The 14,291-nt window shown below is 69.7% G+C and carries 11 protein-coding genes and 1 pseudogene; 5 read left to right on the forward strand and 7 right to left on the reverse strand.

The genetic code is table 11. The features are described 5' to 3' along the window. Positions 1 to 90 precede the first annotated feature (90 nt). Positions 91 to 636 carry an isopentenyl-diphosphate Delta-isomerase gene (gene idi / locus ACEWX3_RS21910; RefSeq protein WP_221349114.1) on the forward strand — a complete coding sequence of 182 codons (546 nt, stop codon included), beginning with the start codon at positions 91 to 93 and terminating at the stop codon, positions 634 to 636. Positions 637 to 684: 48 nt separating this feature from the next. Here idi and ACEWX3_RS21915 read toward each other — a convergent pair whose 3' ends face one another. The 6 genes from ACEWX3_RS21915 to ACEWX3_RS21940 all read right to left on the reverse strand — a co-directional run bounded on the left by ACEWX3_RS21915 (position 685) and on the right by ACEWX3_RS21940 (position 9,122). Next, on the reverse strand, positions 685 to 1,686 hold the full coding sequence (locus ACEWX3_RS21915; protein ID WP_374157683.1) for a DUF5914 domain-containing protein: 1,002 nt from the start codon (positions 1,684 to 1,686) through the stop codon (positions 685 to 687). Next, positions 1,683 to 3,230: an FAD-dependent oxidoreductase gene (locus ACEWX3_RS21920; RefSeq protein WP_374157684.1), complete on the reverse strand. Its 1,548-nt coding sequence runs from the start codon at positions 3,228 to 3,230 to the stop codon at positions 1,683 to 1,685. The genes ACEWX3_RS21915 and ACEWX3_RS21920 overlap by 4 nt, the downstream gene beginning before the upstream one ends. Before the next feature lie 44 nt (positions 3,231 to 3,274). Further along, complete coding sequence (locus ACEWX3_RS21925) at positions 3,275 to 4,219, reverse strand: phytoene/squalene synthase family protein (RefSeq protein ID WP_221349119.1); 945 nt, start codon at positions 4,217 to 4,219, stop codon at positions 3,275 to 3,277. Then, the gene (gene crtI / locus ACEWX3_RS21930; RefSeq protein ID WP_374157685.1) at positions 4,216 to 5,724 is read right to left on the reverse strand and encodes a phytoene desaturase family protein; all 1,509 of its coding nucleotides are present in this window, start codon (positions 5,722 to 5,724) and stop codon (positions 4,216 to 4,218) included. Before crtI ends, ACEWX3_RS21925 begins: the two co-directional genes overlap by 4 nt. Further along, positions 5,724 to 6,812, reverse strand: a complete 1,089-nt coding sequence (locus ACEWX3_RS21935; protein ID WP_374157686.1) for a polyprenyl synthetase family protein — start codon at positions 6,810 to 6,812, stop codon at positions 5,724 to 5,726. The genes crtI and ACEWX3_RS21935 overlap by 1 nt, the downstream gene beginning before the upstream one ends. Positions 6,813 to 6,926: 114 nt before the next feature. Continuing rightward, positions 6,927 to 9,122: an MMPL family transporter gene (locus ACEWX3_RS21940; protein WP_374159917.1), complete on the reverse strand. Its 2,196-nt coding sequence runs from the start codon at positions 9,120 to 9,122 to the stop codon at positions 6,927 to 6,929. Between the two features lie 96 nt (positions 9,123 to 9,218). Here ACEWX3_RS21940 and ACEWX3_RS21945 point away from each other — a divergent pair. Both ACEWX3_RS21945 and ACEWX3_RS21950 read left to right on the forward strand, forming a co-directional pair. Next, positions 9,219 to 9,821: pseudogene (locus ACEWX3_RS21945) on the forward strand (carboxymuconolactone decarboxylase family protein); the annotation flags it as partial. Positions 9,822 to 9,860: 39 nt separating this feature from the next. Further along, a complete protein-coding gene (locus tag ACEWX3_RS21950) occupies positions 9,861 to 10,841 on the forward strand; it encodes an LLM class flavin-dependent oxidoreductase (protein ID WP_374157687.1) in 981 nt (326 codons plus the stop codon). Here ACEWX3_RS21950 and ACEWX3_RS21955 read toward each other — a convergent pair. Then, positions 10,825 to 11,742 carry a sigma-70 family RNA polymerase sigma factor gene (locus ACEWX3_RS21955; protein WP_374157688.1) on the reverse strand — a complete coding sequence of 306 codons (918 nt, stop codon included), beginning with the start codon at positions 11,740 to 11,742 and terminating at the stop codon, positions 10,825 to 10,827. The two genes, ACEWX3_RS21950 and ACEWX3_RS21955, sit on opposite strands and share 17 nt — an antisense overlap. 123 nt (positions 11,743 to 11,865) lie before the next feature. Here ACEWX3_RS21955 and ACEWX3_RS21960 point away from each other — a divergent pair, with 123 nt between their 5' ends. Beyond that, a complete protein-coding gene (locus tag ACEWX3_RS21960) occupies positions 11,866 to 13,380 on the forward strand; it encodes an APC family permease (RefSeq protein ID WP_374157689.1) in 1,515 nt (504 codons plus the stop codon). 16 nt (positions 13,381 to 13,396) lie between these two features. Beyond that, positions 13,397 to 14,254 carry a universal stress protein gene (locus ACEWX3_RS21965; RefSeq protein ID WP_221349130.1) on the forward strand — a complete coding sequence of 286 codons (858 nt, stop codon included), beginning with the start codon at positions 13,397 to 13,399 and terminating at the stop codon, positions 14,252 to 14,254. Positions 14,255 to 14,291: the final 37 nt, after the last annotated feature.

Below are 14,291 nucleotides of genomic sequence, written 5' to 3' on the forward strand. Positions count from 1 at the left end.
TGACGTCGGCGTGGGCAGTCGCGGCGGGCGCGCGCGGACACGCCGACATCGCGAACCCATCCGGTGGGTATCCAGTGACGAATGCCTGACATGACAGCCGTAGACACCCCGGAGCTGGTGGTCCTGCTCGACGACGAGGGCCGCACGATCGGCTCGGCGCCAAAGGCCGACGTCCACCACACCGCCACGCCGCTGCATCTGGCGTTCTCCTGCTATCTGTTCGACGACGCCGGTTCGGTGCTGCTGACCCGCCGCGCGCTGCACAAGAAGACGTTCCCCGGCATCTGGACGAACTCCTGCTGCGGGCACCCCGCCCCCGGCGAGGCGATGGCCGATGCGGTGGCCCGGCGGGTGCGGGAGGAACTCGGCGTCGAGATCACCGATCTGCGCTGCGTGCTGCCCGACTTCCGCTACGTCGCGATCGCCGCCGACGGCGTCGTCGAGAACGAGGTGTGCCCGGTGTTCAGCGCGCGCGTCGTCGGACCGGTGCGCGCCGACCGCGACGAGATCATGGACTACACCTGGGTTCCGTGGCAGCAACTGCGGGCAGCCGCCGAGTTCGGCTGGGCGATCAGCCCGTGGGCGGCCAAACAGGTTCCACTGCTCGACGCGGAGGGTGTGGGACATCATCGTTGAAACCTGAGCTGGGGAGGACCTGAGCTGTCGTGATGACCTGAGCAGCGGCTAGGACCGGAGCTGGTAGAGCCGCTCGGCGTACGCCAGGTCGTCGCGCCACAGCCGCGTCGCGGCCTGTTTCATCGCCGGCCGGATCAGCGGCGCCGCGACCATGCCCTTGCCGAAGTGGGGCCGATCGGAGTGGGCGATCACCGCCTCGATCACCGCGGTCCGCGGCCGACCGTCGAGGCCGACGGCGACAGGGGTGGCGTGCGTCTCGACGACGCTGCCCAGCCCCTCGCCCTCGACGATGCGCATGACGACCGTGCGCGGTCCGGGCGTGGTGAACTCGGCGATGACGGGCACCCCGAGCCGCCCGATCCGGAAGGTCACCTCGACGACGAACTTGTCGAGTTGCTCGGGAAGCTCGGTGTCGATCGGCGGGGCACTGAGCACCCGCAGCTTGGTGAACGAGTAGGGATGGAACCAGCCGCCGTGCCAGGGGTCGAGCCTGTTGGCGACGATGTCCTGCGGTTCGCAGACCCCGTCGAGTCGGGTGACGGCCGCGATCCTGGGCTGCTCGGGGCGGGGCGGAACCACCGGCACCTCGGCCGGGGTGACCTCGGCGGTGTCGTCGAGGCGGACCCAGCACAGCACGCCGTCGTCGTCGGCGGTGAACGGCTTCCAGGTGCCGTGCCGGCGCTGACCGAGCCGCAAGCCGTGCCACGGACACACCAGCTCGCCGCAGTCCACCGGCGCCGAGGCCAAGTCGGCACCGAGGTGCGGGCAGGCGCGCGGAGCCACCACCAGCGTGCCGTCGGGTTTGCGCCAGGCCACCACTTCGTGGCCGGCCACCGAGGTCCCGAACGGCTTGTCGCCGATCGACGAACTCGCCGCGAAGACGAACCAGTTGCCGCCCGGTCGGCGCTGGGCGCGCGCCAGCGCCGCGCGAATGACCGCCGGGTTCGCGTCCTGCCAGGTCGGTGTTTGGGCCGCCCACTCCGCGGGCGCGAGAATCTCGAACGGCCACGCCTTCTTCAGCCGGTCACGCCACCCGATTCCCGTGCTCATCTCGCCCCCGTCGTCGAACCGGCCAGTCGTCGCAGCAGCGTCGAGCGGCCCCGGTTGGGCACGGTCTGCAGCGGATGCCCGGCCAGCCCGAAGCCGCCGAGCAGCTGGTTGGCGGCACTCCACCCGGTCGTCGCCGCGCGCTCCATCAACGCCACCGGAAGATCGATGCGAATCCCGTCTCCGGCCAACACCACCCGCGGGTCGGGGGTGGTCACCGTGGGCCGGTCGGCGAAGTCGCCGGGCGCGAAGCGGGGGCAGTCGGCGCGGCGCAGCAACCGCTCGTCGACGATCGTCGCGTCGACCGTTTCCGGATACAGCTCGTACATGCGTTTCAACAGCGCCTCACGCACCATGTCGTCGCCGTCCTCGTCGGACACCGAATAGGCGTGCAGCTCGACCACCGAGCCGCCGGTGCGCGCGGCCCACTGACGGGCCTGGGCTTCATAGCGACTGACCACACTGACATTGTCCAGCGGTTCACGGCCTCCTGTCCCGACAAACGGGGCACGATCGGCGCGGACCGGCCGATCCAGCCACAATCGCAGCACCACGAACGGCGGCGCGGTCTGCAGGGCCGCGACGCGGTCGCGCCACTGCGCATCACCCAGGCCCGGCGAGGCGGCCACGATGCGGCGCAGTCCCGGCACGTCGGTGGCCAACACCACCGCGTCGGCGCTGAACGAGCGGCCGGTCGCACTCGTCACCACCACGGTGTCGTTCGTGGCCACGGTGTCGACCCGGACCCCGGTGTGAAATTCCACCCCACGGTCCTGCAAATAGGCCTTCAACGGATTCCACAGCGCCACATCGAAGTTGGCGTTCGCGACGTCGAAGATCAGCCCCTCGCTGGAACCGAGGAAGTAGATGTGGAACATCGTGACCAACTCGCCCGCCGACAACGCCTCGGGCCGCGCGAAGAAGCTGCGGGCGAACACCTCGAACGCGAGATGGCGCGCCGCCTCGGGGAAGTTGATGTCGCGCAGGAACGTTGCCGCATCGCGGTCGTCGAGCAACTCATAGGTCTGCGGCACCGACACCGCCGCCAACGGTGCGGCGGCCTTGGCGTCCAGCGACAGCAGGTCCCGCAGCCGGAAGGTGGGACTGCGCAACGCGAACACCAACGCGTTCCACGGGGGTGCGGTGGGCAGCCCGCGGAACGTGTCGACGCGTCCCTGCCCGTCGATCAACGGATAGTCGTCGACCGGGCTCAGTGCGGTGAGGCCGGCGTCGGTGCGCCGCAACAGGGCCCGCAGGTTGTAGTACTGCCGGAAAAACGCGTGAAAGCCCCGGTTCATCGCCGCCGGAGACCCGTCGGCGAGGGTGTCGGGCCAGCCGCCGACCCGTCCGCCCAGGTGATTCTCCGCCTCGATGACGTCGACCGCCACGCCCCGCTCCGCCAGCCCGGTGGCTGCGGCCAGCCCGGCGATGCCACCGCCGACGACGACCACCCGCGGGCGCGGCGATCCGGCGGGCACGGCCGACGGCCCGGGTGAACCCGGCAGCGTCTGCCTGTGCCGGTCCACCCCGTCCGGGATCACCGCCACGCTCCTGCGTTCTTCGTAATCAGGTACGGCCGGCGATCCACCCGTCACACACTTCCATACCGGATACGGTTCGCCCACGCCCTGCCGATACCCGCCACCGCGACCGCCAACCGCCGCGGTTTGCTCACCGTGGCGCGGCGGCCGAAGATCTCGAAATCGATTGCCTCGATGCGCGCCAGGATGTCGGAGTACAGCGTCAGCGCGGCGGCCACGCACGGACGCGAACTCGGTGCCAGCGTGTCGATGCCGGGGCGGGCCTGCTCATAGACCGCACGTGTGATGGCGTGCTGTTCGGCCAGCGCGGCACGCACCTTCGGCTCGGTGCGCCGGTTGGTGTGGCACCACTCGAGCAGGTCGCGGTCCACCCCGTGGGCGGCCAGCTCGTCGGCCGGAAGGTACACGCGACCGCGGGACAGGTCTTCATCGATGTCGCGCAGGAAGTTGGTCAGCTGGAAGGCCTTTCCCAGCGCCGCGGCGTACGGAGCGGCTTCCTCGCGGGGTCCGACCGTCCCCAGGACGGGCAGCAGCTGCAGTCCGATCACCTCGGCCGAGCCGTACATGTAACGCTCGAGCGACTTGCGGTCCGGGTAGTCGGTGACGGTCAGATCCATCCGCATCGACGCCAGGAAATCGTCGAACAGATCCCAGCCGATGTCGTATCTGCGGGCAGTGTCGACCACCGCCGTCAACGTCGGATTGCCGTCACCGGAACGGTTTTCGACCAGGCTGTTGAACAGCCGGGTGGACAGCTTCTGGAGTTGGTCGGCGCGCTCCTCGTTGGTGCGTGCGTCGAAGTCGTCGAGGATGTCGTCCGCGCCGCGGGCGAACCCGTACAGCGCGTGCACGGCGGGCCGCTGACGCGGCGCGAGCAGCCGGGTGGCCAGGAAGAACGTCTTGCCGTGCTGGGCGTTCACGGTGCGACAGTGCTGATAAGCCGCGCGCAGCGACGGTTCGCGTACGCCGGCGGCGTCGAGCTCGGTGCTGATCATGAGCGGTTCACCTCTGATGTGGGGCGAGGGGCAACGACACCGGTGATCCGGTCGGCGGCCAACCGGCCGGACAGGATCGCCGTCGGAACCCCGACTCCGGGGACCGTCGATGAGCCCGCGAGCACGACGTTGTCGATGCCGCGGACGGTGTTGGCCGGGCGGAACGGCCCGGTCTGGGCGAAGGTGTGCGCCAACGCGAACGGCGAACCGGCGGCCATGCCCTGCCGGCCCCAGTCGGTCGGGGTGACGACGTGCAGCACCTCGGCGTCCTCCGCGACACCGGGCATCCGCCCCCGCACGGCGCTGAGCATCTGGTCGACGTAACCCGGTCCCGCGGCATCCCAGTCCACGGTGCCGACCTCGGTATTGGGCGCCGGGGCCAGCACGTAGAGCAGGTCGCGCCCGGTGGGCGCCAGCGACGGGTCACCGGCGGTCGGGCGGGTCACCAACAGCGACGGATCACCCATGGCGCGGCCGTCGTCGATGATGTCGCGGAAGGTCTGCTTCCACGCCTCGCCGAACAGGATGGTGTGATGCCCGACGCCGGGATCGACTGCCGCGCAACCGACGTGGGCGACGACCGCAGACGGGGCCGCCCGGTGTCGCAACAACCGTCGCGGGGTGCGACCGATCATCCGGTAGGTGTCGGGCAGCTCCGTGGTCAGCACCACCGCGTCGGCCGGCACCCGGTGACCTTCGGCGGTACGCACGGCCGTCACGCGGGACCCGGCGAACTCCAGATCCGAAACCGTTGCCCCATAGACGAATTCGACGCCTGCGTCAGCTGCGGCGGCGGCCATCGCGTCGGGCAGCGCGCGCATACCGCCGCGCGGGAAGTACACCCCGGCCACGGTGTCCATGTAGGCGATCACCGCGTACACCGCCAGCGCGCCCTGCGGCGGCACCCCGGCGTAGAGCGCCTGGAAGGTGAACACCCGCAGCAGCCGTTCGTCGGTGAGGAACTTGCGCATCAACGGTTCCCACCGGCGGAACCCGCCCAGCGCCACGAGCCGGGCCAGCTGGGGGGTCAGCAGCGACAGCGGCGAATCGAAATTCGCGCCGATGAAACCGTCGAACTCGGTGCGGTACAGCTTGGTCAGCCAGTCCCGCAGGCGCAGATAGCCGTCGGCCTCGGCGCGGCCGGCGAACCGTTCGATCTCGGTGGCCATCGCGGTCGCGTCGGTGTGCACGTGCAGCGCGCTGCCGTCGGCGAACGAGGCGTGGTAGGCGGGGGCGACCGGGTCGATCGGCAGGCACTCCGCCAGCGAGCGCCCGACCGCGGCGAACGCGTCGTCGATGATGTCGGGCATCGTCAGCACCGTCGGGCCGGTGTCGATGCGGTAACCGGAGATGTCGGCGCGGCCGACCCGCCCGCCGGGATGCTCGCCGCGCTCGACGACGGTGACGGCGCGTCCACGTCCGGCCAGCTGCAGTGCTGCCGACAGGCCGGACAGCCCGGCCCCGACGATGACGACTCGATCGGTCTTTCCGTTCACGGTGCGCATCAGGCTGCTCGCTGGGTGCAGGCGATGGCCATGTCGGCCAGCGCGGCTCGGGGTCGGTCGGGGATGGTGGCGCGGTCGAGGTGGCTCAGCGCCTCGGCGTGCCGGTCGGCGATCAGGTCCTCGATCCGTTGCACGGCGCCGCTGGCGACGATCAGGTTGCGCCACTGCTCGACGGCGGCGGCGTCGATGTCGGGGGCGACCATCAGCTCGGCGAGCTGGCGGCGCAGCGACGGGTCGGCGAGCTCGTAGGCCGCGACGATGACGCTGGTGGCCTTGCGGTCCTCCATGTCGGTGCCGGCCGACTTCCCGGTCAGGGCCGGGGTGCCGAAGACCCCGAGGATGTCGTCGCGCAGCTGGAACGCCTCGCCGATGGCGGCGCCGTAGCCGGCCAGCGCGTCGATGACGCCGCGGTTGCAGCCGGCCATCGCCGCGCCGATCTCCAGCGGCCGACGCACCGTGTAGTTGCCGGACTTGCGCCGCAGCACGTCGAGCACCTGGTCGAGGCGGGGGTAGGTCTGGGAGCTGTTGACCAGATCGGAGAACTGGCCGATCGCCAACTCGGTGCGCATCGCGTCGTAGCGCGGCCACACCCGCGACAGCGCGTGCTCACCGACACCGCTGCGACGCAGCATCTCCTCGGCCCACACCAGGCACAGATCGCCGAGCAGGATCGCCGCGGACTCGCCGAACCGCTCGGGGGATCCGGTCATCGCGCGGTCGCGGTGCCAGCCGGCGAACACGACGTGCGCGGCGGGGCGGGAGCGCCGCATCGGCGAACCGTCCATGACGTCGTCCTGCATCAGCGCGAACGCGTGCAGCAGCTCCAGGCTGGCCGAGGCGCGCAACGCGGCGGGGTCCTCGTCGGCGCCGCACAGCCAGCCCAGGTACATGAACGTCGAGCGCACGTATTTGCCGCCCTCGAGGAAGTTGCACAGCAGTTCCCCGGCCACACCCACGTTGGCGTCGCCCAGGCGATCCACGCACTCGCCGCGCACGAACTCGCTGACGTGCTCGCGCACCGCGTCGCGCACCTCTTCGCGCCACGTCGCCAGGCCGAGCGATGGCCCGCCCCAGCCGTTGGGCGCCATCAGGCGCGCTCCCGGTCGATCACCCCTGTTCAAACGACCGCTCCTTCTGTGTGGTCTGCGCTGCTCACACCTGCATTCGGAGCAGTACCCCGAACGGATGGGTTGACGCCTGGATTAATTTCGCGACGTTCCCGGTCTGCTCACCAGTCTGCTCAAAACCGGCGGAGCCCACCAGTTCCATCGGCCCATCAGACGCATGTATGCCGGCAACAGCCCCATCCGCACCAGCGTCGCGTCAACCAGCACCGCCAGCGTCAGGCCGAGGCCGAACATCCGCATGAACGACACCTGCGCCGCGATCAGGGCGCCGAACGAAATGGACATGATCAGCGCGGCCGCGGTCACCACGCGCCCGGTATGGGCCAGCCCCAGCGCCACGCTCTCGTCGTTGTCGGCCCGGGTCCGGCCGCTGGCCAGCCAGAACTCCCGGATACGGGCGATGATGAACACCTCGTAGTCCATCGACAGGCCGAACGCGATACAGAACAGCAGCACCGGCATGTTGGCCACCAGCGCTCCGGTCGGAGTGGTGCCGAACGCGCCGAGATGCCCTTCCTGGAAGATCCACACCAGCGCTCCGAACGCCGCGGTCAGCGACAACATGTTGAGGATCAGTGCCTTGATCGGCAGCACGACACTGCCGGTCAGCACGAACAGCAGTACCAGGGTGATGGCGGCGATCACCCCGAGCACCACGGGCAGACGCTGTTCGATCGCGGCGACGCTGTCGCGGTTGACCTGCGCGATCCCGGTGATCGCGACATCGCGGCCCCCCGGCCCGGGCAGCGCCCGGAGGGCGTCGAGTTGGCGCTGCGAGGCATCGGTGAACAGCGCCGTGGTGCTGCCGACGGTCAGGAACGCCGCCCCGGCACCGGTCCCGGCCGCCTCCGAGGGCGGACCGACCCAGCGGCCGTCGGCGTAGAGGCCCGGCGGCGCGCTGACCGTCGTGACCCCGCCGATGCGGGATGCGGCCGTGGCGTAGCGCTCGTAGTCCTGCGCGGTCAGCCCGCCGGCGTCGGGCACCACCACCGTCAGCGAGGCCTCGGCGTTGTCCGGGAACGCGGTGCGCACCAGCTCGCCGACCTGATACGCCGACGCCGACCGCGGCAGCACCCGTTCGTCGGGCAACCCCCAGGACACGCGCAGGAACGGCAGGCCCAACGCCACCAGCAGCACCGTGCCCGCCAGCGCGACGAGCACTGCGCGGCGGGTCACGAACTTCGTCGACCGATACCAGAACCGCTCGTGGGCGTCGACGGGGTCGGGACGGCGCCGCACCACCCGCCGGACATCGAGTGCGTCGAGCCGGTCACCGAGCATCATGATCGCCGCCGGCGTCACCAGCACCGCGGCGGCCGCACACAACGCCACGGTCGCCACCCCGGCGTAGGCGAACGATTTCAGGAAATACATCGGGAACAGCACCATCGCCGCCATCGACAGCGCGACCGTCAACGCCGAGAACAGCACGGTCCGGCCCGCGGTGACCATCGTCGTCACCAGCGCCTGTTCACGCGGCGCCCCCGCAGCCACCTCGTCGCGGAAGCGGCTGACGATCAGCAGCGTGTAGTCGATGGCCAGCGCCAGACCCAGCGCGGTGGTCAGGTTCAGCGCGAAGATCGACACATCGGTGCCCAGGGCGACCAGCCGCAACACCGCCATCGAACCGACGATCGCCAGCGCCCCCACCGCCACCGGCACCGCGGCGGCCAGCAGCCCCTTGAACACCCACACCAGCACCAGGAAGCTCAGCGGCAGCGCGATGGCCTCCATCACCAGGACGTCGCGCTGGGTCTGGGCGTTGATCTGGGCGTACACCATCGCCGAGCCGCCGGCGCGCACAGTGACGTCGGGGTAGCCGGGCAGGATCGCCGGCTCGACCTCGTCGACGATCTGCTCGGCGTAGCGGGGGGCTCGTTCCTCGCCGCCGGTCAGTTCGGCCACCACCAGGCCGGTCTGCCCGTCGCGGCTGACCAACGCCGCCGCCTGCTCGGGTGCGGTCCACGCGGAGACCACGCGCACCACGTTCGGGTCCGACTCGAGTCGGTCGACAAGTCTCCGCCCGACGGGTTCGGCCTGTACACGGGGCCCGGTGACGGCGAACACCAGTTGCAGATCCCCGCGGCCGAAGGTGTCGGTGAGCACCCGGGCGGCGCGGGCGGACTCCGAGGTCGGGTCCTGGAACCCACCCGCGGTGAGCTGGCTTGCCACCGGAATACCGAAGATGGCCGAGGCAACCATCACCATCGCCGCGACCGCCACGATTCGACGAGGCGCGGCAATGGCCAGCAGTGCAATCCGATACAGCAGGGTTGACCCTCACGTCAGTTTCTGCCTGCAGAGTGCGTCACCGCGCGGCCCGCCGGAAAGCCGGGGCGGGGATTCGTCAGGGATGCGTCAGCGTTGTCACATGCCGGCGGGCCGTCTCGTCAAAGGGACATGACCCCTCGAATCCCCGCCCTGTCCCCCGACCGCGCCCCGCTCATCACCCGCCTGATGTATCGCATCACCCGCGGTCGCTTCGGTGAGGTGCCCGAACCTTTCACCGTCACCGCGCACCACCCCGGGCTGCTGCTGGCCGGGGCGGTGCACGAAACCCTGCTGGAGCGGACGTCACACACCCTGCCGGCAAGCGTGCGGGAGTTGGCGGTGTACTGGACCGCGCGCCGCATCGGCTGCGGATGGTGTGTGGACTTCGGCTCGATGCTGATGCGCATGGAAGGTCTGGACCTGACACGACTCACCGAGATCGACGACTACGCAACGTCGTCGCACTTCTCCGACGACGAGCGCGCCGCGATCGCCTACGCCGATGCGATGACCGCCGACCCGCACACCGTCACCGACGGACAGGTCGACGATCTGCGTCACCGCTTCGGCGAGCGCGGGGTGATCGAGTTGACGTATCAGATCGGTGTGGAGAACATGCGGGCCCGGATGAACACCGCGCTGGGCATCGCCGAGCAGGGGTTCAACTCCGGGGACGCCTGCCGGGTGCCGTGGCACTGAGCCCCAACCGCATGGCGACTTAGGGTAGCCTAAGTCGCCATGCGATTCGGTGTCCTGCTCAACATGAGCGCGAACCTCGGCGCGACCCCCGAGGACGTCTTCGATCTGACCTTGACCCAAGCCGAGCTCGCCGAACAGCTCGGCTACGACGAACTCTGGGTCACCGAGCACCATTTCATCCGCTTCGGACTCAACCCCAGCGCGCTGACCACCGCCGGCTTCCTGCTCGGCCGCACCCGCGCCATCCGGGTCGGCACCTCGGTGGTGCTTTCGCCGCTGGCCCACCCCGTCGATCTGGCCGAGCGCGCCGCACTGCTCGATCAGCTCAGCGGCGGCCGCTTCGAGCTCGGCCTCGGCCGCGGCGGCTACCTGCGTGACTACCAGAGACTCGACATCGACGTGGCCCGGTGGGACGACGAGCCGCACGCCACAGTGGACCGGTTGCTGGACCTGTGGTCGACCCAGACCCCCGGAGACGTCCAGCCAGCACCACGGACCCGACCGCATCCGCCGCTGCTGCTGGCCACCGGCAGCGAACCGGGAATCAAATGCGCGGCCACCAACGGACTTGCGCTGCAACACTATTTCGCCACGCCCGTAGCGGCCCGGGTGGCACTGGAGCAGCGCTACCGCGCCGCCGGCGGCGTCAACCAGCCCGACCATCTACACACCGTGATCGCGATCGTCGACGACTCGACCGACGCGCGGGACCGGCTCCGCAATGCGCTGGTGCAGTCCTTCCGCGACGGTGACCATCCGCACGTACCACAGGCGCCGAATCGTCACCTCGGACCCGACGGCACCCCCGCCGGGCCGGAAGCGATGGCAGAGATGGTGGCCGAATCCGCGATCATCGGCTCGGTGGGCTGCGTCGTCGACGAGCTCGGCGATTTCATCCTCGAGACCGGCGCCCACCGGATAGCGGTCTACCACGAGGCGATCGGCGATCCGGCGCGAACAGTGGAGTCCCTGCGCTGCTTCGCCGAATACGTCATCCCCCAGCTCACCCCAGACGGGTGACCAGGTCCCGGCCGAGAGGGGAGCCGGTGAACTTGTCCGGGTTCGCGATGTCGTAGATCGCCACCACCCGGCCGTCGCTGACCGTCATCGCCTGGATGCGCGGTGCGATCGCCGGCCACTCATCGTTGGCTGCGGCACCGGCGGTGAACAACCCCAACTCACCGTTGACCAGGCACGGGGCAGCGACCTCGAACAGCCGTGGGCCGTAGCGGCGAGCCAGCCCGAACAGGAACCGCGTCACCTTGTCGCTGCCCCGGATGACCTGCGGGGCAGTCGGGGCGCGGCGGTTCGCATCCCCGGTGAACGTGACCTCGGGATGCAGCAGCTCGACCACCGCCGCCACATCCCCGGACGCCATCGCGGCCAGTAGCTTCCCGACCACCTCGGCGTGCTCGTCGGCAGGCTTCGAGGCCCCGGCGACGGCCCGGCGCGCCCGTGAGGCGAGCTGCCGCGCAGCCCCCGGCGTCGCCCCGAGCACCTCGGCGATCTCAGAGAACGGCATCGCGAAGCCGTCGTGCAGGACGAAAGCCACCCGCTGGTCGGGCGTCAGCCGCTCGAGCACCACCATCGCCGCGAACCGGGCGTCCTCACCGGCCACCACAGCCGCGAGCGGATCGTCGCCGTCGACCGTCGTGACGACCGGCTCGGGCAACCACTGCCCCGCGTACATCTCGCGCCGACGCGCCGCCGAGCGCAGCCGGTCCAGACTCAGCCGGCTGACCACGGTCGTCAGCCATGCCGCCAGATCATCGATTGCCGTCTCGCGGTGGGCCTCCCACCGCAGCCAGGCGTCCTGCACGACGTCTTCGGCGTCGGCGACCGTACCGGTCAATCGGTAGGCGACGGCGACCAGATGCGGCCGCAATTGCTCGAAGTCACCGGCGCCGGTGCCCGCGGTCATGAAACGAGTGTAAAACTCGCTGCCGACATCTCAGCACCATCGGATTTCGTTGCAGATCAGCGCAGTCGCGACTATTTCAGCGTACGGCGCGCACAACAACCATCGGAACCGTATATTTCGCGCATGGCAATCACCGATGAACCTCCCGTGACGCCTGCCGTCGGTGGCAAGGGTCTGCAAGCGGGGGCACTCGGCCTCGTCGGCAACGTCGTCATCGGCCTGGCCGCGGTGGCCCCCGCCTACAGCCTGGCGGCCACCCTGGGCTACGTCGTGCTGGCGGTCGGCGAGAAGGCGCCGTCGATGTTCGTCCTGGCGTTCATCCCGATGCTGTTGGTGGCGTTCGCCTACAAGGAGTTGTCCCAGGACACCCCCGACTGCGGCACCACCTTCACCTGGGGTGTCAAGGCGTTCGGCCCCTGGGTCGGCTGGATCGGCGGCTGGGGACTGGCGGTGTCGGCGATCATCGTGCTGGCCAACGTCGCCGAGATCGCGGCGATCTACCTGTTCAATTTCCTGGGCCTGGACGCGTTGGCCGACAACGTCTTCGCCAAGGTGGCACTCGGTTCGTTCTTCATCCTGGCGATGACCGCACTGTCCGCGCGCGGCATCGTGGTCAGCGAACGGATGCAGAACGTGCTGATCGCCATCCAGTTCGGTGTGCTCATCGTCGTCAGCATCATCGCACTTGTCCGGGTCTTTGCCGGCACCGCAGGCGCACAGGCCATCACGCCGCAGCTGTCGTGGCTGTGGCCCAGCGGGCTCGACCTCTCGTCGATCGCCGCGGCGATCATCTTGTGCGTGTTCATCTACTGGGGCTGGGACGCGTGCCTGGCCGTCGGCGAGGAGACCAAGGACCCCGGCAAGACACCGGGCATCGCGGCGCTGATCACCACCGTCATCCTGGTCTGCACCTACGTGCTGGTGGCCTACGCCATCCAGTCGTTCGCCGGGTTCGGCGACGTCGGGATCGGGTTGAACAACGCGATGAACACCGACGACGTGCTCACCGTGCTGGGAGAACCGGTCGCGGGCAGCCTCGCCGCGTCGCTGCTGCTGCTCACCGTGTCGGTGTCGGCGCTGTCCTCGACACAGACCACCATCCTGCCGACCGCGCGCGGAACACTGTCGATGGCCGTCTACGAGGCCATCCCGAAGCGGTTCGCCTACGTGCACCCGCGGTACATGACTCCCGCCTTCGGCACCATCGTGATGGGCCTGTCGGCGTTGTTCTTCTACCTTCTGCTGACGATCCTGTCGGAGAACGCGCTGGCCGACTCCATCGCCTCACTGGGCCTGGCAGTGGCGTTCTACTACGGCATCACCGCATTCTCCTGCGTGTGGTACTTCCGCCGCACGCTGTTCGAGTCGACGCGAAACCTGTTCTTCCGCGGGATCTTCCCGTTCCTGGGCGGCACCTTCATGGCGGTGGCGTTCGTCATCAGCGCCAAGGACATGATCCAGCCCGACTACGGCTACACCGCGTTCGGCTCGCTGGGCGGGGTGTTCGTGCTCGGCGTCGGCATGCTGGTGCTGGGCATCCCGTTGATGCTGCTGTGCTTCGCCTTCGGCACCAAGCGGTTCTTCCGGGGAGAGACGCTCAACGCCACCACCGAAGTCAAAGTTCCCGACACCTTCTGAACAGGCAGGCCCTGCAATGCATCTGACCGTCGGCTACCTTGCCACCCCGACCGGCGACGACGGCGTCGCGCTGGCCAGCGCGCTCGCCCGCACTTTCGACGCGACGGTCGACGTCGTGCTGGTCGTCCGCGAGGAACTGCCCGACGGGCACCCCGGCCGGGCCGAGTACCAGCAGTGGCTGATCGAGCACGGTGAACAGTGGGCCGGCAAAGCGGTGGCCGCATTGGCGGCCGACGGCGTCCACGCCACCGCGACGGTGACCGTCGGGGAGTCGTTCGCGCAGAAGCTGATCGAGTTCGCCGAGCAGCACGACTCGGATCTGATCGTCGTCGGCGGTGCCCGCGACGGCTTCTTCGGCCGCCACACCATCGGCCCGGTCACCGGGGCACTGCTGCACACCTCGCCGATCCCGGTGGCGCTGGCCCCGCGCGGCTACGCCGAGGATCCCGACGAGTCGTTCGACGCCGTGACCGCCGCGGTGCCCACCCGACCCGGGGAGGACAACCCGCTGCCGTTCGCACTGACGCTGGCCAGCGCGGCGCAACTGGAGATCCGGATGCTGTCGCTGGTGTCCGCGGAGAACCTCGCCGAGGCCGCCGACGCCAAGGAGGTGCGGGCCGCGCAGGTCGCCGCCGCCGAGAAGAACCTCGTCGAGGCGGCGCGGGCGGTGCCGGACAGTCCCGACATCGAATCCCTGGTCGCCTCCGGCATGACGCTGGAATCGGCGCTGAAGAAGCTCAAGTGGGAGGACGGCGATCTGCTGGTGGTCGGGTCGGCCCGCTTCGCGGCCCCGCGCCGGATATTCCTGGGGTCGACCGCGGCCCGCATCCTCGCCGGGGTGGACGTGCCGGTGATCGTGGTGCCGCACGCCTGAGGCTGGTGTCGCGAGAGTGCACAGGTGGTAGCGCGAA

It is taken from the genome of Mycobacterium sp. G7A2 (assembly GCF_041902445.1).
GTDB lineage: Bacteria > Actinomycetota > Actinomycetes > Mycobacteriales > Mycobacteriaceae > Mycobacterium.

Excerpts from the sequence above, each read along its gene's own strand:
- idi (WP_221349114.1), top strand. The coding sequence starts at position 91 with ATGACAGCCGTAGACACCCCGGAGCTGGTGGTCCTGCTCGACGACGAG.
- ACEWX3_RS21915 (WP_374157683.1), bottom strand. The coding sequence starts at position 1,686 with ATGAGCACGGGAATCGGGTGGCGTGACCGGCTGAAGAAGGCGTGGCCG.
- ACEWX3_RS21925 (WP_221349119.1), bottom strand. The coding sequence starts at position 4,219 with ATGATCAGCACCGAGCTCGACGCCGCCGGCGTACGCGAACCGTCGCTG.
- crtI (WP_374157685.1), bottom strand. The coding sequence starts at position 5,724 with ATGCGCACCGTGAACGGAAAGACCGATCGAGTCGTCATCGTCGGGGCC.
- ACEWX3_RS21935 (WP_374157686.1), bottom strand. The coding sequence starts at position 6,812 with ATGGCGCCCAACGGCTGGGGCGGGCCATCGCTCGGCCTGGCGACGTGG.
- ACEWX3_RS21950 (WP_374157687.1), top strand. The coding sequence starts at position 9,861 with ATGCGATTCGGTGTCCTGCTCAACATGAGCGCGAACCTCGGCGCGACC.
- ACEWX3_RS21955 (WP_374157688.1), bottom strand. The coding sequence starts at position 11,742 with ATGACCGCGGGCACCGGCGCCGGTGACTTCGAGCAATTGCGGCCGCAT.
- ACEWX3_RS21960 (WP_374157689.1), top strand. The coding sequence starts at position 11,866 with ATGGCAATCACCGATGAACCTCCCGTGACGCCTGCCGTCGGTGGCAAG.
- ACEWX3_RS21965 (WP_221349130.1), top strand. The coding sequence starts at position 13,397 with ATGCATCTGACCGTCGGCTACCTTGCCACCCCGACCGGCGACGACGGC.